Source organism: Streptomyces sp. NPDC004051 (assembly GCF_053604275.1).
Genome location: NZ_JBSGHG010000002.1, coordinates 348,145 through 374,014, shown reverse-complemented (window position 1 = coordinate 374,014; position 25,870 = coordinate 348,145). Strand labels below are relative to the sequence as shown.

The window sequence follows — 25,870 nt, the reverse complement described above, 5'->3', positions numbered from 1 at the left end:
CAGGTCACGACGGCGGGACGAGGCCAAACGGACACCCGGCCGTAGCCCACGAAGCTCCGCCGCGCAGACGGCCTTTCCCCCTCCGCCCGGCCAGGGCGCCCGCTCACCGGCACCACGCGACCGGCCCGCCGGCCGAGCGGCCACCGACGCGGCCGGCCCACGAGACCGACCCACAAAGCGCCACCCGTTCGTGGTCGGCCTCGTCCGGATCTTCCCCAGCCCTGACGCTCTCGAACACCTCACCACCGCCGTCCTCATCGAGATGCACGACGAATGGATCGCCTCTCCCGCCGCTGCCTCCCCGAAAGCAGCAAGCGCACTCGCCCGTCCGCTGCACGGCGATGCCGAGCTGCCGATCTCCGTCCTGAGTTCTGTGACCGCCGCTGAACCTTCTCCGCGTGCGCCTGCGCAGGGCCCTTCCGCCACCGGACCTGACACCGCAGCCCCCTTGGAAGAGCTCCCCCGGACACGGCACACGAAGTACGGTCGGGCTGGGGACGCCGACCTGAAGAAGGGCCCCCGGGCCGGCTGGGGCCGCTGTCACCGGTACGACGCCCCGAACGGCACCAGGGTCATCGTTCCTCTGAGCGGTTCACCCGTACGGGACCCGGCGATGGATCTGGACGCGTTCCTCGCCCAGGTCGAAGACCCGGGCCTTTCCGCTGTGCGGTGGTCGGTCGGCGCGTGCCGCGTGCGTTCTTCGAAGGCCGCCCGGCAGGGGACCGTCAGGGGAGTCGTCGAGTGACCGGCTTCCGAAGGTGCCGGGGCTCAGGGATCAGGGCTCGGGGATCAGGGCTCGGGGTCAGCCTCGCTGGAAGAACTCCACCTCCGCCAGGGCCAGGTGACGGCCCGCGGTGAGGCCGGCGGCCGAGCGCAGGACCAGGCGTACCGTCGTCACGTCGCTGATTCCCATGGGGATCGTCTGGGGGCCCGGCTTGTCGCTGAGGGTGAGTTCCTCGTGGTGCTTCGCGCCGTCCTGTGTCGTCACCTCCAGGTCCAGTTGCAGCGCCCGTGCCTGGCGGGCGTAGTCCTCCGGTGACGCGGACGCGCCGTTGGTGAGGGTCAGGTCGACCAGCCGGAAGGGCTCGCGGAAGGTGTAGGTCACCCGGGCGCCCGGCGCGGGCGCGCCCCAGTAGCGGTTGCTCAGCCCGTCCGTCGTGTTCGTCGCCGGGTGCCGGGGCACCTCTGCGCTCGCCTCGATGTCCACCGGGGTCACGGGCTTGGGCGTGCCCAGTTTGTCCCGGGTGTCCTCGAACAGGGCGCGTCCGGCCGGCAGCAGCAGGAGACCCGCCGCGCACAGGGCCACTGCCACGGCCAGGACCACCAGGAACCGCACCGCCCGGCCGGAGCTCGCCCGCACCCGGCGGCGCAACGGCCACACGGTCCGCCACCACGGCAGCGGGGCGGGCTTCGCGGCGGGCTTCAGCGAGGTCGCGCAGCGTCGGCAGAAGCGGCGGTCCGGCGGGTTGGGCGTGCCGCAGGCGGGGCAGGGCGTCCCCGCCCTCTCGTCCGGCACCGCCGCGGGGCGTACGACGGGACGCGGGGCCACCGGCTTCGCGGGGCGTACGGGCAGGACGGGGTCCGGCGCCGGTGTTCCGGGGGCGGGGGCGGCCGGGGACCGGGGGCCCGCGATGCCCCGGAGGGCCGGACGGGAGGCCGGGGCACGCGGGGTGGTGGGGGGCGGCGGTGCGGCCGGGGTGCGCGGGGCCCGTGCGTCCGTACCGGGTGCGGCGGGCCGGGACGGGGGAGGTCCTGGTGTCGTGGTGGGGGGAGCCGCGGCGGTGGGGGGAGCCGTCTCGGTGCGGGAAGGTTCTCCGGTACCGGTGGAGCCTCCGGTGCCGGTGGGTTCCCCGGTGTCGGTGGTCGGGCGGTGTGCGGGGGCGGGGGGCTCGGTGCGGGTGCCGGCGGGTCCGGTCCGGGGTGGAGGGGCCGTGGTCCCCTCCCGGCCGGGGTCGGTCTCGGGGTCCGCGGTGTCGCCGGGGTGGGGACCCTCGGCGGGTGCGGGCTCGTCCGCCGGGTGCGGTGCGGATGCCGGGCGCGGTGCGGGCGTCGGGGCGGGGGCGGGTGTCGACGGAGGGGCGGGTGCCGGGGCGGGGCCCGGTGGGGTCGTGGGCTCCGGCCCCGGCCCCGCGTCCGGCCCCGGTCCCGTGCCCGGCCCCGGTCCCGTGCCCGGCTCCGGTCCCGTGCCCGGGGTCGGCGGGGTGTCCGACCAAGCCAGGTACGCGCCGCAGTTGGCGCAGAAGTCGTCCCCCGGGCCGTTGGACGCCCCGCACGCGGGACACGCGCGCATGACGTCACCTCCCTTCGTCGGCGGGCGGGCCGGGCAGGACCTCCACCCGGCAGACGGTGTGCACCGGGCACATGGCCCGGACGATCTCGTGGACCCTGTCCGGCTCCACCCGCGTCCCGCCGGCCGGCCACACCCGGACCAGGGTCTCGGCGGGGGGCTTCGGCGGGAGGTCGGCACCGGGGGTGTTCGACCACGTCGCGCCGCCGTCCCCGGTCACCTCGGCGTGCAGGCCGAGGGTGAGCCCCAGGGCCTCGACCAGACCGCGCCTGGTGCCGCGCCACCGGTGCAGCTCCACCGCGCGGGCGACCGCCTCGCGGCGCAGCTCCACGGGCCACCGCGGGTCGTCGGCGGCGCCCACCCAGGACGCCAGCCAGGTCAGGAAGTCGGCCGGCGCCACCCGGGGGTCGAGGTAGGCGGGCAGGTTGTCGAGGGTCGCGAACACCGGTGCGAGGACGGTGTCGAGGCCGGCGGTGAACCGCTGGGCGAAGTCGTCGTCGGCGTACAGGGCGGGCAGTTGCCCGCCGATCGGGTACCGGCTCGGCAGTCCGGGTACGGCGGCGCGGCTCATCCCCGTGCCTCCGGCGCGACGGCCGTGACGACCACCTGGTGCTGGTGGGAGAAGACCAGGGCGCCCGCGGCCACGTCGATGCGGTCGGTGGGCGCACCCCGCCGCCCGGTGATGGGGTCGGCGGGGAACAACCGGATGTCCTCCACCAGCGCGTTGCCGGTGGCGCGTTGCAGGACGCCGAACACCTCGCCGTACTGCACCGGCCGCCCGAACGGCCACCCGGTGCCGTCCGGGCCGCCGTGCAGCGGGTCGAGGTGCCGGAACAGCGCGGCGAGCGCCGCGTCCCGCACCCGGTCGGTGTCGCCCGGTGCCGCGGCGAGCCGGGCCACCACGGTGACGCCCTGGTAGACCGGCGGTTCCACCACGAGGCGGGTGCCGATCAGGCGTCGCTCGTCGAGGCTCGCGGTGATCGCCGCGAGCACCTGGTCCGAGGGGATCAGCTGCTCGAAGCGGAGCCGGTCGCCCTCGTCGGCCACCGCGTCCGGCACCACCAGGACCCGCACCGCGCCCGCGTCGTCCGCGGCGGGCAGGCAGCGGACGCGGCGCACCGAGGGCGCCGCCTGCCGGCTGATGGTCTCGTAGTCCTCGGCCGTCACCGCGCGCTCCTGCATCCGCAGCGCTTCCGGCGCCCGGAGCTTGGCGTTGGCGACGGTCTCCCCGGCGACGCCGCCGCGCGCCGCCTCCCGGTTGGTGACGCGCGCCACGTACGGAACGGAGCTGCGCAGCACGGAGATCGCGCCGCGGGCGACGTTGCCCGCGGGGCCGCCGCCGGTGCGGCAGCGGGCCACCCGCACCTGGGCGCCCTTGGGCGGCACGGCGCCGCACTGCCGCAGCGTGCCGTCCGCCTCGCGCAGCACCGGGGGGAAGGCGAACTCGCCGGTGGTGGCGTCCACCCGGACGTGCCGGTCGGCGGGCCCGGAGCGGCCGAAGTGCTCCACCACCTCCCAGCGGTGCCATCCCTCGGCCGAGGACACCTCCACCACGGGAGGCTCACCGTCGAGCAGGACCGGTGGGCGGTCGAACCGGAACGTCTGCCCGGCGACCCCCTCCGAGGTGCCGAGCGGCACGTCGGTCACGGTCTCGGCGTGCTCGACGGACATGGTGCCGCCCACGGTGAACACCGCCGCCTCGCGCACCGTCGGGGACTCCGAGTAGAACGGCTGGCCCGGCTCCGCCTCGGTGACGCGGCAGCGCAGCCAGCCCGCCCGGGTCCCCCCGATCACCGAAGCGGTGTGCCCGGCCGGTACGTACACGACGACCTCACCGGGCCGGTTCAGCCCGCCGGTGGTGTCCGGGCCGGTCTCGCACACCTGCCAGCCGCCGCCGTCCCACGCCTCCCACACCAGCGGGGGCTGGCGCGGGTCCACACCGACGCCCTCCACCCGGCTGTCCAGGCGCACGGCCACCACGCAGCGCGGCACCGCCGTCGGCAGGCCGAACAGCAGGGCGTCGCCCGGCTCCGGCACCGCCTGGAAGCACCGTACGTCGTGGCCCTCGGCAAGCGTCCCGGTCCGGTCGGTCTGCTCACCGGTCCGGGGAGCGGTCACCAGACGCGTCAACTCGCTCGGCACGATGCGCAGTTCGTCCGTGGTCGTGAACACCACGGCCTCCTCGGTCTCACCGCGCGCGGTGGTCACCTCGGTGCCCGCGGGCAGGGCCACCGTGTCGGGCTGCGGCGCCGACAGCCAGAAGTCGACCTCGGCCACGGCCGCGCCCGGCGGGAACAGGCGGATGCCGAGCAGGCCGAGGAACGCGGTGTAGTTCTTGTCCGGGACCCGGTTCAGCCGGTACAGCAACTGGTCCACGAGGTAGGCGAACGTCTCGATCAGGGTGACCCCCGGGTCGGAGACGTTGTGGTCGGTCCACTCCGGGGCGCGCTGCTGCACGTACCGCTTCGCCTCGTCGACGAGCTGCTGGAACCGCCGGTCGTCCAGGTTGGGGGAAGGCAGGGACATCAGTCGGTGCCCCGTTCCTCGAGCCCCTCCTCGGAGGGGATCGTGTAGAAGGGAAAGACCAGGTTGCGCCGGTCGTTGGTGGAACGCACGGTGTAGTGCACGTCGAGGTAGAGGGTGCCCGCCTCGACGGCGTCGAAGGCGACCAGCACGTCGTCCACCGCGATGCGCGGCTCCCACCGTTCGAGGGCCTCGCGCACCTGCTGCGCGACGCGCCCGGCGGTGGCGCCGTCGCCGGGGGCGAAGACGTAGTCGTGGATGCCGCAGCCGAACTCGGGGCGCATGGGGCGTTCGCCGGGCGCGGTGCCCAGCACCAGGCGGATCGCCTCCTCGATCTCCCGCTCCCGCTCGACCATGGCGATCCCCCCGGTCGGCCCGACCCGCAGCGGGAACGCCCAGCCCCGCCCGATGAAGCGCTCGCTCATCACACACCGCCGATCAGGACGTCGGGGGCGCCGGTCAGGACCGTCGCGCCGCACGTGGTCCGGTCGCGCGCCCGCGCGGCCGGCAACCCGCCGATGAGGACGGCGCCCGCGGCGAGCGCGGCCGGATCGGGCATGATCACGTTGGCCGGTCCCAGGACCGCGTGCGGGGGCATCGGGCAGGTGTGCAGGCTCCCCACGACGGCGGCGGGGCGACCGCCGATCAGCACGCGCGCCACCGCCGCGGCGGCGCCGGGGGGCGGGGTGGCGATCACACCGCCGTGCTGGGTGGGGTCACCGGTACGGGCTGCGGCCGGCATGCGGGCTCCTTGCGGAAGGTCGTCGGACAGGGGCGGGACGGCGGGGACGGGCACGGGGGCGGGGTGGGCACGGGCCGGGCGTCAGTTGATCCGGACGAGCCGGGCCTTGAGGACGCCCAGCAGGCCGCCGTCGACGGTGACGTCCGACCGGCCGGTGACGTTCACCGAACGGCCGCCGATGTTCACCCCGGCCGTGCCGTCGATGTCCACCTGCCGGCCCTTCACCCGCACGTCGCCGCTCCCCGCGTCCAGCGTGATGCCGTCCTGGTCGAGCAGGACGGAGGTGAGGGGGCGGCCCCGCCCGGCGTACACCGTCAGCTCGATCCGGTCCCGCCGGTCGTCGAGGCGTACTTCGAGGCGTTCGTCACCGGTCATGAGCCGTACCCCGGACGGGCCCGGCGCCCGCGCGTCCAGGAGTTCCACCCGGTGCCCCGAACGCGACACCACCGAGCGGCGGTTGACCTTCCCGCTGGTGCCGTCGACCAGCGGCACGTCGTGGGGCGACGGCTCGTCCACGCCGTTGTAGAGCCCTCCGATGACGTACGGGCTGTCCAGCAGGCCCTGTTCGAACCCGACCAGGACCTCGTCGTTGACCTCCGGGCTCACCACGCCCCCGCCGCCCTTGCCGCCCCACTGGACGGTGCGCACCCAGTCGGTGACGTACGTGTCGTCCAGCCAGGGGAACTTCAGCCGCACCGCACCGCGCTGGGCGCCGCCCGGCTCGCGCACGTCCGTGACGACGCCGATCGCCAGACCCGGCATGCGCGGGCCCCGGGACGGCGCGTTGGCGCCGGTCACCAGACCGGTCAGGGAACGGTCCGGGCTGGCGCTCACCCACACCGTCGTCCGGTACCCGCCCTGCGGCTCGAGGACGTGCTGCACCGCCGTGGCCGTGTACTTGCCGGAGAACGCCTGCCCGACGTTGCCGAGCGCCACGGGCTTGCCCGCCCGCAGCCGGGGGTTGCCCTCGGCCACCGCCTCCAGCTCCCCGAAGCCCGCGCTGACCTGGGCGGCCGTCGCGTCCGCGACCGCCGTCGTCTCGGCCTGGGTGCGGTACGGGGTGTCGGTGACGGTCAGCTTCGAGGACGTGCCGAACCGGGCGGCGAACGCCGGGCTCAGACCCGGCACCACCGTCTCACTCTCCACCGAGGGCTGCCGGGCCACCAGCGGCCGCTTCGTGGTGACGTCCCAGCCGCGCACCTCCACCGACGACGCGCCGTCCGCGGTCGACAGCGAGGCCCGCAGTGCCAGCAGGTTCCGCCCGTACTCCAGCACCATCGGGTTCCGGGTGGCCGGGGTCGACGGTGCGGGTGCGCCGGACGCCTTCCGCGGCCTGGTGAACTGGAGCAGCCCCTGGTCGTCGACGCGCACCTGCGCGCCGCTCTCGGCCGCCAGGAACTGCAGGAAGTCCCAGTCGGACACGTTCGCCTGGGACAGCTGCCCATAGGTGACCGGCGCGGCCTGCACGGTGCCGCAGGCCAGCCCGGCCCCGGCGGCCACCTTGCGGACGATGGCCGCCGCCGTCATGTTCCGGTACGCCACCACCTTCCGGCCGCGCTGGAGGCGGTGCGCCTTGGAGTAGGCACGCACCACCGTGAACGAGCCGGTGCGGTCCCGGTCCACTTCCAGGGCCGTCACCTCGCCGGTGAACAGCCGCTCCCGCGCCTGCCCGGACACGGTCACCACCGACACCTTGAGCGGGGTGCCGAGGGTGATGCCGGCCGCCTGGAGGAACTCGTGGTCGGGGTCGCGGAAGGTGAGCACCGCCGCGTCCGGCAGGCCCACGTTCTCGTCCACCACGCAGCTCACCAGCTGGGCGGCCCAGACCTGCGGGAGTTCCTCGGGCGTCTCCACGACGGGGTCCGCCGCGAACGACCGGCCCCCCTGTGCCTCGGTCGTGCTCACCGCTCCTCCTCTGCGCCGGCGTCGCGCAGCCCGGGCACCACCAGTTCGGTGCCGGGTACGAGCGCCATCGGGTCGTCGATGTCGTTCGCCTCCGCGACGACCCGCCAGGCCGTCGGGTCGCCGTACTCCCGCCAGGCCAGCAGGGGCAGGCTGTCGCCCGCCACCACGGTGTGCGTACGGCGGGCGGTGCGCGCGCCGGACGTCGGGTTCTGGCCCGGCGGGTCGACGCTCGCTTCTTCGATCGACAGCGCGCAGGTGGCCCGCAGCGGCGTGCCGTCCACGTCGAACAGCGTGTACGTCACCGACAGGCTGGAGAGCACCCCGTCGAACGAGGTGGTCCGCGCGGTGCCCCACTCGAACCGCACCCACGGGCTGGCCGGCTTCTTGCGGCCCAGGCTGGCCGGGGTCGGCACACACGCCTTCATCAGCTTCTCCACCGCCTGCTCCACGGAGTCGTCATGGGTGGCGGTGGCGTCCAGGAACACGTCGAGGCTCAGGGTGCGCGGGCCGCTGCCGACGAACTCGGGCAGCGCCGACTGTCCCGCCATCCGGGACGGGGAGCGCCGCCACTCGGTGGTCTTGCGCAGCTCCAGGGTGGAGGGGTTGAACTGGAGGTCCAGCCGCGCGACCGTCCCGCCGGGCTTCGCACCGACCGAAGCGGGGGGCTCCTTCAGGGTCAGCTGGGCCCGGGCACGGCTGGAGCGGACCGCTGGGGACATGCCGGGACTTCCTTTCCGAGGGGGAACGGCCTTGTGAAGAGGGGTTCACGAGGGTGATTCAGAAGGGACGCAGTCCCTCATGGGCGATCTCCAGGCTCTCCACCGCGGCCGCCGATTCGGCGGGGTCGAAGGACGGCCCCTGCCAGCGCACCGGGACGATCCCGAACACCTGCCAGCTGATGATCGGGGTCAGGTCCGGTTTCAGCGCCACGATCTCGCCCTCCTTGGGCTCCACCCGCCGCAGCGTCTCGTCGAGCCAGCGGGCGATCTTCGCCGTGTCAGCGGTGACGGGCCGGGTGAGCGTGATGTTCGACCAGGTCACGCGCCCGGGCAGGTGCCAGGTGAAACCGTTGTTGCCGCCCTCCTGGTAGCTCTCCATCTCGACCTCGGCGCCCATGCCGGAACAGGTGTGGAAGGCACCCAGGTCGTTGCCGCCGATCGCGAGCCGGAAGAACACGCTCGTCGCGAAGATGCTGTCGGTCATGCGTCCGTCATCCGTTCCGTGCCGCGCCCTCAGCGGCGTCCGTCGTAGGGGCGGCCGGTCCGTTCCCGGCCGCGCCGCAGCTCGGTGCGCAGGAGCCGGGCCATCGGGTCGAGCAGGCGGCGCGCCAGGTCGTCCAGGTCGACGCCGGGGTCCTGCGGTGTCCCGGCGTGCCGGTCCGCGCCCCTGCCGGGGGAGGCCGGCGCGGAGGCCGACCGCGGCCGGCCGCGCGCGGGCTCCGGCTGGACCGGCACCTCCCCGGGCACAGCCGCGACGCCGGTGCCGGTGGCGGTGGCGGTGCCGGTGGCGTCGCGCTGGACCCGGAGTGCCGCCGGGCCGGTCCGGCCGCTCGTCGCCCGGCCGATCCCGCTGTCCGCTGCCGGGCCGGGTCCCGGGGTGCCGGTCGCCGGCCGGACCACGGGGATGGTTCTCGCCGGGGCCGGGGCCGGGGCGGCCGGCGGACGGTCCGTGAGCGGTGGCGTCCGGGCGGAGGTGACCGGCAGAGGCCGCGCCGGTGGGGCGGGGGTCCGGGCGGCCGCGTCGAACGTCCCCCGGTGGGGCGGCGCAGGGCGGACGACCGGTACGCGCCGGACGGAGCCCGGGGAGCCGGCCCCCCGTCCGTCCGGGCCCCGCGGTCCCCGGGGCGCGGTCGTGGCCCGCTGGACCTGCGGCGCCGCCGGGGGGAGCGCGGACGGGCCCGGTGCCGACCGCGCGGGGGCCCCGGTGGGTGGCCTGGGGTCGCTCCGGACGGCGGCCGGAGCGGCCCCGGGCCAGCGTGCCGCCACGACGGGGCGGTCGGCCGGGCCGGAGCCGGCAGGCGGTGCCATTCCTTCCCCCGTCCGGGTGTTGAGGCTGAGCGGGCGCAGGGCGAGCAGCGAGAGGGTACGGGTTGCCGTCGGAGCGTAGGGCGTCGCGGAGCGGGTCGCCGGCAGCGGGTGCCGGCCTGCTGTGCCGGGGGTCGGGACGCCTCCGGCGTCCGCGGCCACGGCCCGGGCGACGACGACCGGGCCCGGAGCATCGGGAGCTGCGGGAGCTTGGGGCCGTTGCCCGCCGGGGCCCGGCGGGCCGGACGTCGTGCCGGGTCGTCGCGCTTCCCCGGCCGGAGCGTCCGTGTCCGCGGTGCCCTCCGGTGCCGTTCGGTGGGGTGCGGCGGCCGGGGACGGCACCACCAGCGGCGTGGCGGACCTGTTCGCGTGGTCCGTGGGGCCGGGCGAAGTGGTGCCCCCGGTGGCGGAGTGGTCCACGGGGCGGCGCCGGCCGTCGCCCGCCCCCAGCAGGGGCGCGTCCGCTCCGGCCCCTCCCGGCGCGAGGGACGCGGTACGCGATGCGGTTCCGGTGGGTGCCGGGGTGCGCTCCGCGGTGGGCGGTACCGGCGCGGCTCCGGACCTCCGGTCCTGGCGTACCGGAGCGCGCTGGATGTCCTGGCCGGGCGCCGGACGGGAGGCGCGGGCGCCGGACGCGGCGGAGCCCGGCAGGTCGGCGCTCGGCGGCAGGGCGGACAGCGGCGCACCCAGACCGCCGCGCGCGCGTGCCCCGGGGCGGCCGGAGGTGCGGCGCGGGGCGTCGGCCGGTGCGGCGGAGTCTTCCGGGGCGCCGCCGGCCGTTCCCTTCGCGCCGGCGGCGTACGGGCCCGGGGTGCCGTCGGCCGCGCCCTCCGCCTGGCGCTGGACGACGGGCAGCACGGGGCCGGCGCCGGGACCGGAGGACGGGGCGGGAGCGCTCCCCGCCGACGGGGCGGCCGTGGAAGGCAGTCCGCTCAGCGGGGCACCGAGCGTCGTGCGGCTTCCCGCGCGCGTGACGGAGCGCTGTGCGGGCGCGGTGGAGCGCTCCTCCGGCACCGCCGGTGCGCTCGTGGAGGAGGCGGGGCCGCGTGCCTCAGGGGCTGCGTCCTTGCCGGGCGGCGGGGCGGCGGCGGGCCGCACGGCGGGAACCCGGCGCACGGGTCCGGCCTGGCGCCGCGCGACGGTCAGGCGAGGCCCCACCGGGCGGAGCGGGACGGCCGGACGGGACGCCTCTGCACCAGGGGCACGGGCCGCACGTGGCTCCTCCGTCGGCCGGCCTCCCCGGGCGGCCGGTGTCCCTGTCGTCCCCGTTGCGGCACGCTGCACGGCCGGGTCGGCCGGCGTCCGGCTCCCGGAACCGGCCTGCGACCGGGACGCACGCCCGGAGGCGGGCCCGGAAGCGGGCCCAGGCGCGCCGGACCGCGCCTTCACAGCGGGCCCGCCGGAAGCGGGCCGGGCCACGCCACCGCCGGCGTCCGCACCCGGGACCACCGACACACGCCGTACCAGCGGAATCTCCGCAGCCGCCGACTGTCGGCCGGTGTCGGCGGGGGTGACCACCGGGCCGGCCTCCGGCTGTGCGGCCCGTTGGACGGAGGAAACGGAGGAAACGGAGGAAGGCTTCGAGGAGAGCGCGGCGGGGGAATCCGCGGACGTGATGCCACGGGTCGGCGGGGCCTCGCCCGAACGCCCCGCCCCCGCAGCGCCGTCGTCACCGGAACGCGCGACCACAGGCCCGGCCCCGGAGCCCGCGCCGACCGCTCCCGTGCCACGTGGGCCGCTCCGGGAAGGCCGCACGGCGTACGGCGCCGAGCCGGACGAAGCCGACCCGGACGTGCCCGTGCCGGCCGGCGTCGTACCGGAGGACGTCGTACCGGAGGACGTCGTGCCGGAGGACGTCGTGCCGGGGGACGTCGTGCCGTCCGGCCTCGTACCGGAGGACATCGTGCCGACCGGCGTCGTACCGGACGGGCCCGAACCGGAGCCCGACGCACCGGACCGCTTCCCCGGACCCGCCCGACGCGCAACCGGCGCCGTCCGGGCGGTCGGTGGCCGGCCCGCGCCCTCCGGGTTCCCGGTGTCCGACGCATCGCCCTGCGCCCCGTCCGCCCCGTCCGCCCCCTCCGGCCGGACCGCCCGGAGCAGCAGCGGCCCCCCGCCGGCCCGGTCGGTCCGCGGGACGGCCGGGCCGGTGACGCCCCGCATCAGCCCGGCCGGGGCGGTGGGCAGCAGGCTGTGGCCCAGGCCGGCGTCGAACGCCGGGTTCTGCCAGGCGGCGAGGCCGTCGCGGAAGGCGAGGCCGTCGCTGACGCCGATCGGGGCGCGGGCCACGGTGAGTTCCAGCGGCGCGGTCCGGCGCCAGCCGCCGTCCCAGTCGCCGGGCACGGAGGGACCCGCGCCGCCGGACACGGACGGCCCCCGGTCGCCGGGCGCGCTCCGGTCCGGGCCGTCGCCGGGCGCGCTCCGGTCCGGGCCGTCGCCGGACGGACCGTCCGCTCCGGCGCCGGAGCGCTCCGTGCGCCCGGAACGCCCCGGACGGTCCGCGGTGTCCGGCCCGGCGGCCCGGCGGCGCAGCCTGTCCCGCCATGCCATTCCCTCAACCGCCTTCGTTCATACGGGTGTTGATACGGGCGATCTCGGCCACCCACTGCCCGCGTTCGCCGTGGGTCAGGTCGAGGATCTCCTCGCGCGGCCAGTGGAAGTGGTAGGCGACGTACGCGATCTCCTCCCGGAGCCGGGGAAGGGCGTACGTCACGATTCCCCCAGGCGCCCACCCGAGAGGTCGACCTCGAAGCCGCCCTCGCAGTGCGGGCACGTCACCGCCGCGCGGGTGTGGCCCTCGCTGTTGACGCGGCGGTAGAAGTCCTGGAGGAAGGCGACGTCGGTGGCGTACATCCGCTCCACGATCCCGGCGTGCACATCGGTGATCGTGCCGATCCGGGTGATCACCTGGCTCAGCAGCACCACGCTCAGGTACGCCGGGTTCTCCTTGACCCGCAGGTCGATCTGGGGCCGCAGCTCGTCCCGGGCGGTGGCCAGGCGCATCGCGCCGTGCCGGTGCACGGAGCCCGCCTCGTCCACGTACCCGCGCGGCAGCTCGAACTCGAACTCCGTGCGCAGCCCGTGGTGCTCCCGGGGCGCGGGCGCCGGGGCGGCAGGGGGTGCCGCCGCCTGCTCCGGCGCCGGGGCGGGTGCCGTCACCTGGAGGATCTCCTCCAGGTTGCCCGCCGTGACCGTACGACGTCTCATTCGACGACGATCTCCTCGAACACGATGGTGACGGTCTCCGTGGCCGCGGAGGACTCGCCCGCCTTGAGGGACGGCCCCTCCCACTTGGAGGCCCAGCCCTGCATCAGCTGGATGCGGCGGACCGTGGTGCCCTCGGAGTCCTTGATCTCGATGGTGAGGTTCTGCCGTGCGGCCTCCACGGCGCCCTTGTTCAGGGTCTCCTTGATCCACTTGGTGAACTCGCTGCTCTTGTCGAGTCCCCGGGTGATCGTGACCTCGCCGGCCTGCCGGGCGCCGGGCTGCTTGCGGATGATCTGCTTGCCCTCCGCGCTGACCTGGCGGACCTCGACGACCTCCTCCTCGACGGTCAGGCCGCTGATCTCCTGGATCGATTCGACCAGGTAGCCGCCGAGCTGCACGCCGAAGACGTGGGTGGAAAGAGCATCGCCCTCTGCCATGACTGTCCGTCACCTTTCCTTGTGGACCCGCGGGTCATTCGTCGATGAGGCTGGTGCTGTCGGAGAACTGGGCCAGCCGGAACACCACGAACTCCGCGGGCTTGACCGGCGAGACACCGATCTCGCAGACGACCCGGCCCTGGTCGATGGACTCCTGCGGGTTGTTGTCCCGGTCGCACTTCACGTAGAACGCCTCCTCGGCGGTACGGCCGAACAGCGCGCCCCGGCGCCACTCCTCGGTGAGGAACGCCGTGACGTTGCGCCGGATGCTCGACCAGAGCCGGTCGTCGTTCGGCTCGAAGACCACCCACTGCGTGCCCAGGAGGATCGACTCCTCCAGGTAGTTGAACAAGCGGCGCACGTTCAGGTAGCGCCAGGCCGGGTCGGAGGAGAGGGTACGGGCGCCCCACACCCGGATGCCCCGGCCGGGGAAGGCCCGGACGCAGTTCACGCCGATCGGGTTCAGCAGGTCCTGTTCGCCCTTGCTGAGCCGGAGTTCCAGGTCCACCGCGCCGCGGATCACTTCGTTGGCGGGTGCCTTGTGCACACCGCGCTCGGCGTCGCTGCGCGCCCACACACCGGCGACGTGCCCGCTCGGCGGGACGGTGGTGTTGCGTCCGGTGGCCGGGTCGAAGACCCGCACCCACGGGTAGTAGAGGGTGGCGTACCGGGAGTCGTAGCCCGCCTCGTCGTTGCGCCAGGTCCGCACCTGCTGGGCGGAGAACCCGGGCGGGGTGTCCAGGACGGCCACCCGGTCGCCCATCTGCTCGCAGTGCGAGATGACGGCGAGCTGGACGGTGCGGACGCCCTCGGCGTCGATGTCGCCGCGCCGGTGGGCGCTCATCAGGTCCGGCACCGCGACCATGGTGATCTCGTCGATGCTCTCCAGTCCGCCGAACCCGGTGCGGGCCGCGGCGTCGCCGACGTACTCGGCCGGGTCGAGCCGGGCCACCTCCCCGGAACCGGTCGCGGCCGGCGCGGTGGGTGCGGCCGGGGCGTCGGGCAGCGCCACCGTCTGGCCGGCGGGCCTGCTCTGGCTGGCGCCCCGCAGTTCGGTGACCTCGATCAGCCGGGAGGTGCGGGCCTGGTTGACCAGGTACCCCTTGACGTTCTTGCGGGTGGAGGCCTCGTACGTCTCCACCACCTGGCCGCCCTGGTGGACCAGGACCTTGAAGCGGTCCTCCGGCGGGTTCTCGCCGTCCGCGTCGGCGACCTCCACCGACACCCCGGTCGCACCCGGCCTGGCCGCGACCAGGAAGCCGCCGAGTTCGACCGGCTCCGCGGCCCGGGTCTCCGGCCGCCGGGCGCCGTCGGCCGCCGGGGCGGAGGCGTCCTCGGCGGAGCCGCCGATCCGCACCACGTACGCGGCGCCGCCGCCGTTGGCGAAGTACCCGTAGACCGCGTGGGCCAGGTAGGTGCCCTCGGTGAAGCCGCCGAACTGCTGGGTGTACTGCTCCCAGTTGGTCACCAGCGTCGGCGCGTGGAACGGGCCGCGCTGGGCGAACCCCACGAACGCGGCGACGGCGGTGCCGACCCCTTCGATCGGTCGGGCACCGGACTGCACCTCCTCCACGTACACGCCCGGGGTGAGGTACGTCGGCATGCCTGCTCCTTCACGTCCTTGCGGGTCACCTGTGTCCAGGCCGAGTCTGCGCGGCGGCCCACCGGGGCGAACAGGGACGCGGGGACCCGGCCGGGGGCAGGACCGCTGCCTTTCCACGCCCGCGCCGACCGTCGGGCCGCCACCCGGACCTGCCCTCGTTCTGCCCGTACGGACCTGGACGCCCCGCTCGCCCGCGCAGTCCACTGGGTCCGCAGCAGGGTGCGCCGGCGAGGAGGCAGCAGATGCAGACGTCCAGGTCGCGCGCCGAGCAGACCGAGAACGAGCGGACGGCACGCGGCCCGGCCGCCGCCCGCCGGGAGACGCCCTCGGGCGGCGCCGCCGTACCGCCCCCGCTCACCGCCGAGGCGCTCCGCGCGGTGCAGCGCGGCGCGGGCAACGCCGCCGTGACCGGCATGATCGCCCGTCGCGCCCGTCCCGCCCCCGCCCAGGAGCAGCCGGACCCCGGCGTGCACGAGGTCCTCCGCTCGGCGGGCAAACCCCTTGCGGCACCGGTACGCCAGGACATGGAGTCCCGCTTCGGCACGGACTTCTCCGACGTACGACTGCACACCGGCGCGTCCGCCGCCCGCTCGGCCCGCGCCATCGGAGCGCGGGCCTACACCTCCGGCAGCCATGTCGTCCTCGGCGACGGCGGCGGCGACAGACACACCCTCGCCCACGAACTCACCCATGTCGTCCAGCAGCGCCAGGGCCCGGTCCTGGGCACCGACCGCGGCGACGGGCTGCGGATCTCCGATCCCTCCGACCGCTTCGAGCGTGAGGCGGAGGCCAACGCCGTCCGGGTGATGCGCGCACCGACCGGACCGAGGGAGGCGGCCCTTCGCGGGCTGCCGGGATCGGCGGCACCGGACGGAACGGTTCAGCGTGCCGACGCCGCACCGGAATTCGGCAAGAGCTTTGCGGGCCCCTCCATCGGTGTGGAGAGCGAACTCGGTGGATTCGTCTGTGCTCTTCCCGCGTCCGCCAGCCGGACTTTCGCCTACGTGAAATCGGTAGCCACGGGTGATCCCCTGGTGATGGTCACCAAGGACATGCTCCAGGGCTCGTACCGGAACCCGCTGCCCGATGCAGAGGCCGTGCGGGGAAACTGGAACGTGCACACGGTCGAGCTGGTCACCTACCCCTCGGCCATCGGCGACGACGCACAGACCGCCGACAGGGAACTCGCCGTGCAGTTCCTCCTCGATCACTTCAGAACCCGTCTCGGTACGCACAATCATCAGCCGCTGGAGTCGGCGACCAGTGCGGACAACCGGTTCAAGCTGGAGGTAACGGTGCGGGACCACGTCCTCGCGACTGGGAACGGCTCGCATGCCGACGCGCCGCCCTCGGTCTCCATGCCGGCCGGCGGGCAGCAGGCCACGATGGGGGTCAAGGCGAAGGAGTTCGGCACGGGTGCCACGGAGGAGCTGAAACTGTTGGAGAGCGCGCCTTGGTACCGGCCGGAGCTCAAGGAGTATGCCCTGCAACGGCTCCAGGACGGGGAGCCGTCCCTGCAGAACCCCGACAACGTGGCGAACGCGTACGCGTACCTCGCCTCCATCATCCGGTTCACGGCAGAGTTGATCGTCCGGTTCTCCCTGCCCATGGACGGATACGAGCCCGAGAACGCTCAGCAGGTCACGGGGTTGACCGACCCGCAGGTCAAGAACCAGTGGGGGATCCTGCCGCGGACCAAGCCCAGTCTCATGCTCAACACCTTGCGGCCGGAGGAGAAGAGCGCGACGCAGAAACTCCTTCGGGAGACGGCCGCAGCAGGAGATGCGGCAGCCTGGCGTGCCGCCATGAAGTACATCATCTACGGGAACGAAGTGGCGGGTCACGGAATTAACGACGCGACCGTCGGCGGGGAGAGCGCCGCCTTGTTCGAATTTCGCACGATTCCCGGCCAACTGATGAAGTACGCTCCGAAAGAGCGGGAACGTGTGGTCGACATGAGCGATCCGCTGGCGGAATTCGGCAACGGTCGTGCAGCCGCCGTACGAGAGATCAACGCGTTCCTTGGGGAAACGGTCAACCAGGTTGAGTTCAAGGCGTGGTACTGCGAGACCTTCGACAAGTACCGCGACAAGCAGCCGCAGCGGGTCGCACATCTCGCGGCCGCAAACCAGAAGGCTCTGTGGATCATGTCGCAGCATCCTGACGAATGGCAGCGGATCAGGCAGAACAGCGCGGCCTGACGCAGGTGGCCGGCGGCGACGCCCGCCCCTCAGACGTCGGTGGCCTCCGCCAGGTACGGGCCGAACTCGCTCTCCAGGACCAGCCGTCCGAGCTTGCGGTACTCCTGGGCGACCGCCGTCACCACCTGCCGCATGGTGAGCGGGCCGCCGGACTCCGCCGCGAGGTAGGCCGCGGTCACCGCGCAGGCCCGGATCGAGCCGCCGGCCAGTTCGAAGCGGTCCGCGCAGAAGCCGAGGTCCAGGTCGTCGGAGCGGGGCAGCCGGTCGCCCAGGCACCGCTCCCACAGGGCGAGGCGTCCGCCGGAGTCGGGCACCGGGAAGTCCGCGACCACGTCCAGGCGGCGGGTGAACGCCTCGTCCAGGTTGGCCCGCAGGTTGGTGGTGAGCACCGCGATCCCGTCGAACGACTCCATGCGCTGGAGCAGGTACGCCGACTCGATGTTGGCGTGCCGGTCGTGCGCGTCCTTCACCTCCGAGCGCTTGCCGAAGATCGCGTCGGCCTCGTCGAAGAGCAGCACCGCGTTGACCGCCGACGCCTCGGTGAAGATCCGCTCCAGGTTCTTCTCCGTCTCCCCCACGTACTTGTCGACGACCGTGGACAGGTCCACCACGTACAGGTCCATGCCCAGGTCCGCCGCGACGACCTCGGCGGACATGGTCTTGCCGGTGCCCGACTCGCCGGCGAACAGCGCGATCACGCCGCGCCCCCGGCCGCCGCCGGGCCGCATCCCCCACTGCCCGAGCACCTGTTCGCGGTGGCGGGCGCGCAGCGCGAGTTCGCTCAGCCGCCGCTGGGTGGCCGGCGGGAGCACCAGGTCGTCCCAGCCGACCGCCGGCTCCACCCGCCGGGCGAGCCGGTCGAGCCCCGCGCCGTTCTGGGCCCGGACGGCCGTACGCAGGTCGTCGGGGCGGACCGGGCGGCCCGCGAGGGCGGCCGTGCGCACCGCCACGTCGGCGGCGCGGCGCACCTGCCCGGAGTCCAGGCGGTGCGCGGCGACCGCCCGGGCGAGCTCCCCGGTGTCGCCGGCCACCGAGCTGTCACCGGCGGCCCGCTCCAGGGCGTGCCGCCAGCGCGCGGCCTGCCGTTCGGGAGAGGGCGCCGGCACGGTCAGGACGACGGGGGTGTCGGCCGCCCACGCCGGGTCCCAGCCGACGGTGCCGTAGGTGAGCAGGGGAACCCCCCGCAGCTCCGCACAGAGCGCCGCGAGCGTACGGGCCCGCGCGGCGGGTTCCGCGGGCAGCGCCTCCAACGGGCCGAGGACGACCCCGGCACCGGTCAGGCGGGCTTCCAGCGCGGCCACCCGGGCGAACTCCGGTACGTCGTCCGGGCGCCGGGCGAGCGCCGCCGCGTCCAGGACGAGCGGACGCAGCCCGGCCGCGTGCAGGGCGGCGGTGGCCAGCCCTTCGGCGTCGCCGCCCCGGCTGCGCAGGTGGACGAGGCCGACGCCGGTCCCGGCGGCGGTCGCCGTCCGGCGGACCTCCCCCGCCTCGGCGGTCGGGTCCTCCCGGGCCTCACCGAGCACCCCGGCGAGCCGGGCGTCGGGCCGGGCGCTGCCCAGGAGGTGCCCGGTGACCCGGTCGGGGACCACCAGGACCCGTGACAGCGGCGGCCGTTCCGGCTCGGTGACCTCCACCAGGCCGCCCGCGACCAGCGGGCTTCCGGGGGCGAGCCGGAAGCGGGCCGGGGAGGCGCCGGCGAGGCCGCACAGCTCCAGGGCGAGTCCGACCGTGGGCCGACGGCGGGTGAGGTCGTCGTTGAGGTAGCCGTAGAGCCGTTCGAACCGCGCGTCCAGGTCGGGCGCCACCGCGACCAGGAGCAGATCCAGGTCGAGCGGGGACAGACCGAACCGCACGGCGAGGCCGCCGAGGACGGAGTCCGCCGGTGGACGTCGCGGTTCGGGGGCGGGTAGGCCGAGGCCGCCCGGCTCGTCCAGGATGCGGGCCGCCGCCTCGGGGGTGAGGTACTGGCCCTTGTACGGGTCGTCGGGGTCGGGGTCCGCGGCGCGGCGGACCGCCACCGCGTGCCGCACCCGCTCCTCGACCGCGCGGAGCCGCGCCCAGAGGTGCTCCGCGTCACCGGCGTCGGTGCCGGCGTCGGGCCGAGCGGCGGCCGGGACGGCGGTCCCGGCGGCTTCGGCGGTCCCGACGGATTCAGCTGCTCCAGCTGTTTCGGCGGTGTGCGTCACGGCCGGTGGTCCCCCCCTTCGGCGGCGCCGGACCGGGGCAGCCTCCCGCCCTCGCGCCGAGCGGCGGCCGGAATGACGGCCCGCGCGGTGATCCCAGCAGCGGTCCGAGCGGCCACGGCGGCTTCGGCGGCTTCGGCGGCTTCGGCGGTGTGCGTCACGGCTGGCGGTCCCCCCTGCGGCGGCGCCGGGCCGGGGCGGCCGGGCGCTCACGCGGGCCGGTGAAACCGTCCGCACCCGCGTCCCCCGTCTCCGGGTAGCGCAGCCGGCGTCCCGCCACGACTCCCCCGTCCTCGCCCCGGGTGGCGGAGCGCACGACGAGCCCTTCGGTGACCGGCGGCGCGACGGCCGTGCTCACCCCGGCGAGCGGCGCCCGCACCCGCACCCCGAGCGACGCCTTCAGCTCCCCGCCGAGCGCCGACCACACGTCGGAGGCGGCCGGTGCGTCGAGTCCGGCCCCGGCGGTGTCCAGGCCCACGGTCAGGCCGAGTTCGGCGAGTGTGCCGGTGAGCAGCCGCGCGGGCAGCGTGTCGGTGGCCACCAGGCAGGCGAGCACCTGCGAGAGCAGCCGGTGCTCGTCCTGCGGACGGCTCGCCCACGCCGTGACCAGGTACGTCAGATCGAACCAGCGCGGCGGGGTGCGCCGTGCCACGACGTGCCCGTCCGCGTCGTACACCTCCCCGGCGCCGCTGCCGCGCCGGGTGGTGTCCTCGCGGATGTCGTACAGGAAGACGCAGACCGTCGGGGCGTTGCGGCGGGCCGCCCAGTCCCGGGTGGGGGCGTCGAAGACCACCTCGACGCCCGACGCCTCCAGGCCGGACCCGCCGAGCAGGCGGCGCAGTCCCTCGTCGACCTCGTGGATCACCGGCGGGTCACCTCGTCGGGTGGCTGCACGGTGCCGCTGACCACCAGGAAGTCCGTCTTCACCGGGGAGAACCCGGGGCCCCTGGCGGTGATGACGCGCGGCCCGGTCTGGTCCTTGGCGAGGATGAGCAGCTGGCCGATGAAGGTGCCGTCCGGCTTCGGCACGGTCGGTGCCGCCGCCGCGGTGATCCCCGGCTTCCAGGTGAACCGCACCGGCGCTCCGGGCGGGAAGTCCTCGCCGCGCACGGAGGTGACGAAGCCGGGCTTGCCGATCCCCGGCACCGCGACGATGCGCGGCTGGAGGATGCGCAGCCGCTGCCGGGCGGTGTTGTCCCTCGGGTCGGCGTCCGTCCCGCTGGTGGTGAGGTTGCCGGTGACATCGCCGGTCAGCGCCTTGTCGGGGCTGAGGACGACCCGGACGACGGTGCTCCCGCCCGGCGCCAGGTCCGGCAGCGCGCACACCCAGGAGGCGTCGCAGCCCGGCGGCGGCCCGTTGTCCGGAACGCCCGCGGGCAGGCCGATGCGCAGCCGCAGTCCGGTCGCCAGCGCGTTGCGGCCGTTGCGCACGGTGTACGTCACCACGACGCGCCCGCCGACGTAGCCGGGGTTCGGCTGGGCCGTGACGCGCACCCCGGGCCCGGCCTCGGGCTCGTCCGGCTCCGGGATCTCGACGGGCGGCGCGGGCGGCGCGGGTGCGGGCGGCGCGGGTGCGGGCGGCTCAGGCGTGGGGGGCAGGGGCCTGGGCGGCACGGGTGTGGGCAGTGTCGGCGTGGGCGGTGTCGGCGTGGGCAGTGTCGGCGTGGGCGGTGTCGGCGTGGGCGGTGTCGGCGTGGGCGGTGTCGGCGTGGGAATGGGCGGGGGCGGTACGGCCTCGCGCACCGGCACCACGGTCCGGCCGGCGTTGTCGTCGGGATGCGGATCCAGGACGGTGCCGGCGACCGACCAGTCGACCGGTGCGTCGCCGGGCACGAGCCCGGTGAGGGTGACGTCCACCGGGACGGCCGTGCCGGGCGGCACCACGCCGACGTCGCACTGGAGGGAGGCGGCCTCACAGGTGCCCTTGGGCCGGGCCAGCCGGGTGACCTCCACTCCGGGCGGCGGAGCGACCGTCAGCCGGGCCCCGGGGGAGGCGGCGGGACCGTTGTTCACCACCTCGACGCGGACCGTGGTGGAATCACCGACGGTGACCTCCGGGACGGTGCCGGGCGCCCGGACCGCGAGGTCCACGGACTGCTGGACCCCGGGTTCCTTCTGCCGGCCCGGCAGGTCGGCGGTGAGCGGGGTGAGCCCGCCGGACGCGATGTCCAGCAGGTGCAGCTTCTCCGGGCTGTTGACCGGGAGACCGGAACGGGAGCTGAACACCAGCCCGGTCCCGTCGGCCGTCCAGGCGGGGTCCCGCGGCTGGTGCGGGCCGGTGGCCGAGGTGTCCGGGAGCTCCTGGTGGCAGGCGTCGGCGCGCTCGCGGGCGGCGGCGGGCAGCAGCACCCGGCAGCCGTCGCCCGACGGGGACGTCAGCAGGAGGCCGTTCTGTTCGTCGATCCGGCCGCCGCCGCTCTTGCGGTTGAAGGCGATGCTGCGCCCGTCCGGGGAGAACGCCGGGCTGTCGTCGATGACCTCGCAGCCCTCCGGGCAGACGCGGGCGCTCAGGTCGTGCTGCCGGCTCAGGTTGCGCTGTCGGCTCAGGTCGTCCACGGGCACGGTCAGGATGTGCTTGTTGCCACCGCCTCCGTCGATCACCTGGTTGCGGGTGAAGGCCAGGGTGGTGCCGTCGGGGGACCAGGTGGGCTGGGCGTCGCCGCCCCGGACCTGGCCGTCCGGCAGGGTGACCGTGCCGGTGATCTCACCGCTGGCCACGTCCGCGACGAGGACGCGGCCGGGTCTCACGGTCTCACCGGGCGGTGCCGGTGAGGTCCGGGTGAAGGCGAGGTACTTGCCGTCCGGGGAGAGCGCCGGGTCGGTGTCCCAGTCCCCCGGGCCACGTCCCTCCAGCTCCATGGGTGCCGCTTTCGAGCCGTCGGCGTCCGCCGTCCAGATCCGCTCGATCCGCTCCTCGGGGTCGCCCTCGAAGCGGGTCACCACGATCCGGCGGCCGTCGGGCGTGTAGTTCTGCCGCTCGGTCCACGGGTCGTAGCCGGCCCTGGGCCGGAACAGCGGGTCCTTTGCCGGATCGGTGTTGGTGTCGGCCGCCGGGTCCTCCTTCAGGACCTCCAGCCCCAGGTCACGGGGGTCGGCCCCGTCCGTCCGGACGTCCTGCAGCGTCACCGTGTGCGGGCCGGACGCCGAGGTGCGCTCCACCACCGCGCCGCCGCCGTCGAGCGAGCCGAGCCAGGTGGGCGAGAGGACCTCCCGGTCCTCGCTGAGCACCAGCGAGGGCACGTCGGCGGAGTGCGCGGGCAACCGGAACACGTGATTCCAGTCACCTTCGCACTCACAGGTCTGTTCGGTGCTCAGGAACATGATGTCGTCCCCGCCGGGCAGCCACGTCGCCCCGTGCGCGGGCCACTGCTCCCGGGCGCCCCCGAGCAGCGGCCCGTCGGTGCTGCCGTCGGTCACCCGCAGCTGGGGCGTACTGCCCTCCCGGGTGGCGGTGTACGCGATCCGCTCCCGGTGCTCGGAGTCGTCGACCGGGTTCCACACCGGTTCGGTGGCCGCGCCGTTCGCGGGATCGGTGAGCCGGGTGGCGGTGCCGCCGTCCAGGGGCCGCACGTGGATCTGCGGTCCGGCCGACGGGTCGGCGTCGTCGGAGTAAGCCAGGCGCAGCCCGTCCGGCGAGACCGTCGGCCACTCCTCGTCCGACGGGGTGTCGGTGAGCCGCTCCAGTCCGGTGCCGTCGGTGCGCACCCGCCACAGGTCGCGCTGGTCACGGCCGTCCGGGCCGCCGGGTTCGGCCGAGTCGAACACCACGGCCCGGCCGTCCGGCGTCAGCCGGGGGTGTGCCGCGTTCCGGCCCCTGGTCAGACGGAGTACCGAGCCGTCGGCGGACCGCAGGTAGACCTGCGGATCCCGCTCGTCGCGGCGGCTCGTGAAGACCAGCGTGTCGTCGAGGGCGGACGGCTGGACGTCGAAGTGGGCCGGCCCCTTGTCGAACACCGGCCCCTTGTCGGACAGCGGTGTGCTGGAGGTGCTGGTGGCGACCTGGCCGAGACTGCGGTGCCGGGTGCCGGCGTAGGTGATCCGGGTCTCCGCGGTGTCGGCCGCTCGCGGCCCGGGCTCGGCGCTGCTCTGCCCGGAGGTCGCCGTCACCCCGAGCAGCGGGATCAGCAGCAGCAACGAGGTGCCGAGTCCGCCCAGGCGGCGCCGCCCGCCGGGGCCGGCGGTTCTCATCACAGTCCCCCTACGCAGTCTGGTGCGGCATCCGGATGTGCCCCCGCCACCCTGCGCCGACGGCGAGCGGCGCGGCAGGGCGGCGGGGCCGTACCCGGGGGAAACGCGGAGTGCTCTTTCGGGCAGTGCCGGGGTCCCGGCCGTCGTCAGATCAGCCCGTTGCGCAGCGCGTAACCGACCGCGTGAGCCCGGTTGCGCAGCTGCAGTCGCGTGTTGATCTCGTGCAGCACGTTCTTGACGGTCCGTTCGGAGTACGCGGTCTTGCGGGCGATCTCCGCGGTGTCCAGGCCCTCCGACACCAGGCGCAGCATGTCCGCCTCGCGTGTGGTCAGCGTGGACAGGCCCCGCGGGTCGAGCGCCGAACGCTGGAGGCCGCCCACGTGCGTGAGCAGCTTGCCGAGCAGGTCGCCGGGCAGCACACCCTCGCCGTTGGCTATCGCCAGGACCAGGTGGAGGAGCCGGTCCTGGTCGGCCTCGGTGCGGCGCAGCACCGCCACCACACCGCACTCGATGACGCGTTGCAGCGCGCCGGTCCCGAGGGTGCCGACCACGAGGCCCGTGCGCGTGGTGGTGTTGTGCCGTAATCGGTGCAGCAGGGCGGCCACGTCGTCGTCGACGCCGTCCACGACCACCAGGGACGCCTGGGCCCGCTCCGCGTCGGCTTCGCCGAGCAGGTCGACCTCGGGGCGCGAGCGCAACTGCTGGACGACGCCGACGCGCAGGACCGGATCGGCGGCGTAGACGGCCACGGTCGCCCGGCCCGGGCTGTCGGAACGGGAAGTCCCGGCAGTGGAACGGACCGGGGCGGGCACACGTGTCATGGCGGCGGGCATGGTCCGGTTTCTTTCTTCCAAGACGGACATGGGGAGCTACCTGTCTCATCGGTCCGCGGGGTGGCACAGGGGCGGCACGACCGCCCCTGTGCGACGTGCGCGGAACGACGGGATGCCGCCGTTCCGCACCCTCACGGAGGAGTCGGTCATTGCTTCCGGGCACTACGACTGCCCGGATGTTGCCCTCGTGCTCCTCGTTGAGCCCCTGGGCGCGGTCCTACCGTCGTGCTGTGACGCCTTCTGCAGCCTCTCCCGGTCCCGGTGCGCCCGGTCGCGACATCCCGGCGGTGACGGTGGCGCCGGGTGAGACCGCCACGACCAGTGTGACCGTCCGCAACGACAGCGACATCGTCGAGGCGTACAGCCTGGAGGTCGTCGGGGACTGCGCTTCCTGGGCGACCGCGGAACCCCCGCGGGTCTCCCTCTACCCCGGCACCTCGGAAACGGTGACGATCCGTCTGGATCCGCCGCGCTCTCCGGAGGTCCGGGCCGGTGAGATCCCCCTCGGCGTGCGGGTCCTGCCCACCGAACACCCCGAGTCGGTGCGGGTCCTCGAAACCACCGTGCACGTCGAGGAGTTCCGGGAACTGCACACCGAGCTGGTTCCGCGGCGCCGGCGAGGCTGGCTGCGCGGCCGCTACCGGCTGGCGGTGCGCAACCAGGGCAACGCCCCGAGACGGGTGGCCTTCTCCCCCGGCCAGGCGGGCGAGGAGCTGAAGTTCGCCCTCAGTCCGGCGGATCGCGAGCTGGAGCCCGGCGAGTCGGCCGAGGTCGGACTCCGGGTCCGTACGGGCAAACCCGTGTGGTTCGGCGCTCCGGTGGTGTGGCCGTTCACCGTGGACACCGCCGAAGCCGGGGACCAGGTGGCGGCACCAGGCGAAGCGGCCGCCGTCCGGACTCCGCTGGACGCGGAGTTCGTCCAGATCCCGATCTTCCCCAAGTGGCTGCTCGCGGTGCTCGCGGCACTGCTGGCCCTGCTGCTCGCCTGGTTCTCCCTCGTCCGGCCGATGGTGCGCAGCGCCGCCAAGGAAGCGGCCACCGAGGCGGTTCAGCCGCGCCCCACACCCGCCGAGGGGGCGAACGGGCAGGCTCCGGGCACCGGTTCCGGCGATGCTTCGGGTGCCCTGCCCGGCGGCCGGGAGAACGGGCCCTCGGCCGGGCCGGGCGGTGACGGCACCGCGTCCGGGCCCGGCGGTGGCGGCAGCGCGTCCGGGCCCGGCGGTGGCGGCACCGCGTCCGGCACCGGCCGGCAGAGCTCGGCGACCATCGACCTGCAGACGGCCGGTGGCCAGACCAAAACCGGTACCTACCGTGTGCCCGCGAACAGCGTTTTCGGTGTCACGGACATCGTCGTCGCCAACTTCCAGGGGGACGAGGGAGTGCTGACGATCTCCTTCGGGAACCGCAAGATCACCACCATCGCGCTGGAGACCTTCCGTAACCAGGACTACCACTGGGTGACCCCCATCGAGATCCCTGCGAACGACACCGTGACCATCAAAGTGACCTGCGACAAGCCGGGGACACCGGCCACCGGCCGCCGGGCGTCGACGTGCCACGAGGTCCTGAACGTGAGCGGCACGCTCGGCAGTACCACGCGATAACTCACACCTCAAGACTGAAGACATTGTTGATCGAAATCAGCACCACCTGTAAGAGTCGAATCTTTTTCGTCCAGAAATCGACACTTGAGACCGAAAGTCGGTCCACTCCGGACACGGAGGACGCGGCCCAGGC

At 74.8% G+C, this 25,870-nt stretch carries 19 protein-coding genes; 2 read left to right on the top strand and 17 right to left on the bottom strand.

The window, feature by feature from the left end:
• Positions 1–802 precede the first annotated feature (802 nt).
• From ACWEQO_RS05280 to ACWEQO_RS05220, 13 genes are all read right to left on the bottom strand, one after another.
• Entirely contained in the window at positions 803–1,516 is a 714-nt protein-coding gene (locus tag ACWEQO_RS05280; protein WP_452979141.1) for a zinc ribbon domain-containing protein, read from the bottom strand.
• A 778-nt stretch (positions 1,517–2,294) separates the two neighbouring features.
• Positions 2,295–2,858, bottom strand: a complete 564-nt coding sequence (locus ACWEQO_RS05275) for a phage tail protein (RefSeq protein WP_361460911.1) — start codon at positions 2,856–2,858, stop codon at positions 2,295–2,297.
• Positions 2,855–4,813, bottom strand: a complete 1,959-nt coding sequence (locus tag ACWEQO_RS05270) for a putative baseplate assembly protein (RefSeq protein ID WP_452979138.1) — start codon at positions 4,811–4,813, stop codon at positions 2,855–2,857. Before ACWEQO_RS05270 ends, ACWEQO_RS05275 begins: the two co-directional genes overlap by 4 nt.
• Positions 4,813–5,235, bottom strand: coding sequence for a GPW/gp25 family protein (locus ACWEQO_RS05265; protein WP_452979135.1), 423 nt, complete (start codon positions 5,233–5,235; stop codon positions 4,813–4,815). Before ACWEQO_RS05265 ends, ACWEQO_RS05270 begins: the two co-directional genes overlap by 1 nt.
• Positions 5,235–5,552 carry a PAAR domain-containing protein gene (locus ACWEQO_RS05260; RefSeq protein ID WP_452979132.1) on the bottom strand — a complete coding sequence of 106 codons (318 nt, stop codon included), beginning with the start codon at positions 5,550–5,552 and terminating at the stop codon, positions 5,235–5,237. Before ACWEQO_RS05260 ends, ACWEQO_RS05265 begins: the two co-directional genes overlap by 1 nt.
• A gap of 81 nt (positions 5,553–5,633) precedes the next feature.
• The gene (locus ACWEQO_RS05255; RefSeq protein WP_452979129.1) at positions 5,634–7,457 is read right to left on the bottom strand and encodes a VgrG-related protein; all 1,824 of its coding nucleotides are present in this window, start codon (positions 7,455–7,457) and stop codon (positions 5,634–5,636) included.
• Positions 7,454–8,176 (bottom strand): CIS tube protein, encoded by a 723-nt coding sequence (locus ACWEQO_RS05250; protein WP_361460902.1) that lies wholly within the window; start codon positions 8,174–8,176, stop codon positions 7,454–7,456. Before ACWEQO_RS05250 ends, ACWEQO_RS05255 begins: the two co-directional genes overlap by 4 nt.
• 58 nt (positions 8,177–8,234) lie before the next feature.
• Positions 8,235–8,660, bottom strand: a complete 426-nt coding sequence (locus tag ACWEQO_RS05245) for a phage tail protein (protein ID WP_361460900.1) — start codon at positions 8,658–8,660, stop codon at positions 8,235–8,237.
• A 29-nt stretch (positions 8,661–8,689) separates the two neighbouring features.
• Positions 8,690–12,031 carry a hypothetical protein gene (locus ACWEQO_RS05240; protein ID WP_452979125.1) on the bottom strand — a complete coding sequence of 1,114 codons (3,342 nt, stop codon included), beginning with the start codon at positions 12,029–12,031 and terminating at the stop codon, positions 8,690–8,692.
• Positions 12,032–12,035: 4 nt separating this feature from the next.
• Complete coding sequence (locus ACWEQO_RS05235; RefSeq protein WP_361460896.1) at positions 12,036–12,194, bottom strand: DUF6760 family protein; 159 nt, start codon at positions 12,192–12,194, stop codon at positions 12,036–12,038.
• The gene (locus ACWEQO_RS05230) at positions 12,191–12,688 is read right to left on the bottom strand and encodes a hypothetical protein (protein WP_452979121.1); all 498 of its coding nucleotides are present in this window, start codon (positions 12,686–12,688) and stop codon (positions 12,191–12,193) included. The genes ACWEQO_RS05235 and ACWEQO_RS05230 overlap by 4 nt, the downstream gene beginning before the upstream one ends.
• Positions 12,685–13,125, bottom strand: a complete 441-nt coding sequence (locus tag ACWEQO_RS05225) for a phage tail protein (RefSeq protein ID WP_361460892.1) — start codon at positions 13,123–13,125, stop codon at positions 12,685–12,687. The genes ACWEQO_RS05230 and ACWEQO_RS05225 overlap by 4 nt, the downstream gene beginning before the upstream one ends.
• 34 nt (positions 13,126–13,159) lie before the next feature.
• Positions 13,160–14,728: a phage tail sheath family protein gene (locus ACWEQO_RS05220; RefSeq protein ID WP_452979118.1), complete on the bottom strand. Its 1,569-nt coding sequence runs from the start codon at positions 14,726–14,728 to the stop codon at positions 13,160–13,162.
• 242 nt (positions 14,729–14,970) lie between these two features.
• On the opposite strand from ACWEQO_RS05220, the gene ACWEQO_RS05215 reads away from it, so the two are divergent.
• The gene (locus ACWEQO_RS05215; RefSeq protein WP_452979116.1) at positions 14,971–16,929 is read left to right on the top strand and encodes an actin cross-linking domain-containing toxin; all 1,959 of its coding nucleotides are present in this window, start codon (positions 14,971–14,973) and stop codon (positions 16,927–16,929) included.
• Positions 16,930–16,958: 29 nt separating this feature from the next.
• Here ACWEQO_RS05215 and ACWEQO_RS05210 read toward each other — a convergent pair whose 3' ends face one another.
• From ACWEQO_RS05210 to ACWEQO_RS05195, 4 genes are all read right to left on the bottom strand, one after another.
• Positions 16,959–19,115 carry an AAA family ATPase gene (locus ACWEQO_RS05210; RefSeq protein ID WP_452979113.1) on the bottom strand — a complete coding sequence of 719 codons (2,157 nt, stop codon included), beginning with the start codon at positions 19,113–19,115 and terminating at the stop codon, positions 16,959–16,961.
• A gap of 154 nt (positions 19,116–19,269) precedes the next feature.
• On the bottom strand, positions 19,270–19,977 hold the full coding sequence (locus ACWEQO_RS05205) for a DUF4255 domain-containing protein (protein WP_452979110.1): 708 nt from the start codon (positions 19,975–19,977) through the stop codon (positions 19,270–19,272).
• The gene (locus ACWEQO_RS05200) at positions 19,974–23,300 is read right to left on the bottom strand and encodes a hypothetical protein (protein WP_452979107.1); all 3,327 of its coding nucleotides are present in this window, start codon (positions 23,298–23,300) and stop codon (positions 19,974–19,976) included. The genes ACWEQO_RS05205 and ACWEQO_RS05200 overlap by 4 nt, the downstream gene beginning before the upstream one ends.
• Before the next feature lie 146 nt (positions 23,301–23,446).
• Entirely contained in the window at positions 23,447–24,121 is a 675-nt protein-coding gene (locus tag ACWEQO_RS05195; protein WP_361460882.1) for a helix-turn-helix transcriptional regulator, read from the bottom strand.
• 242 nt (positions 24,122–24,363) lie between these two features.
• Here ACWEQO_RS05195 and ACWEQO_RS05190 point away from each other — a divergent pair, with 242 nt between their 5' ends.
• A complete protein-coding gene (locus tag ACWEQO_RS05190; protein WP_452979104.1) occupies positions 24,364–25,737 on the top strand; it encodes a COG1470 family protein in 1,374 nt (457 codons plus the stop codon).
• Positions 25,738–25,870 lie beyond the last annotated feature (133 nt).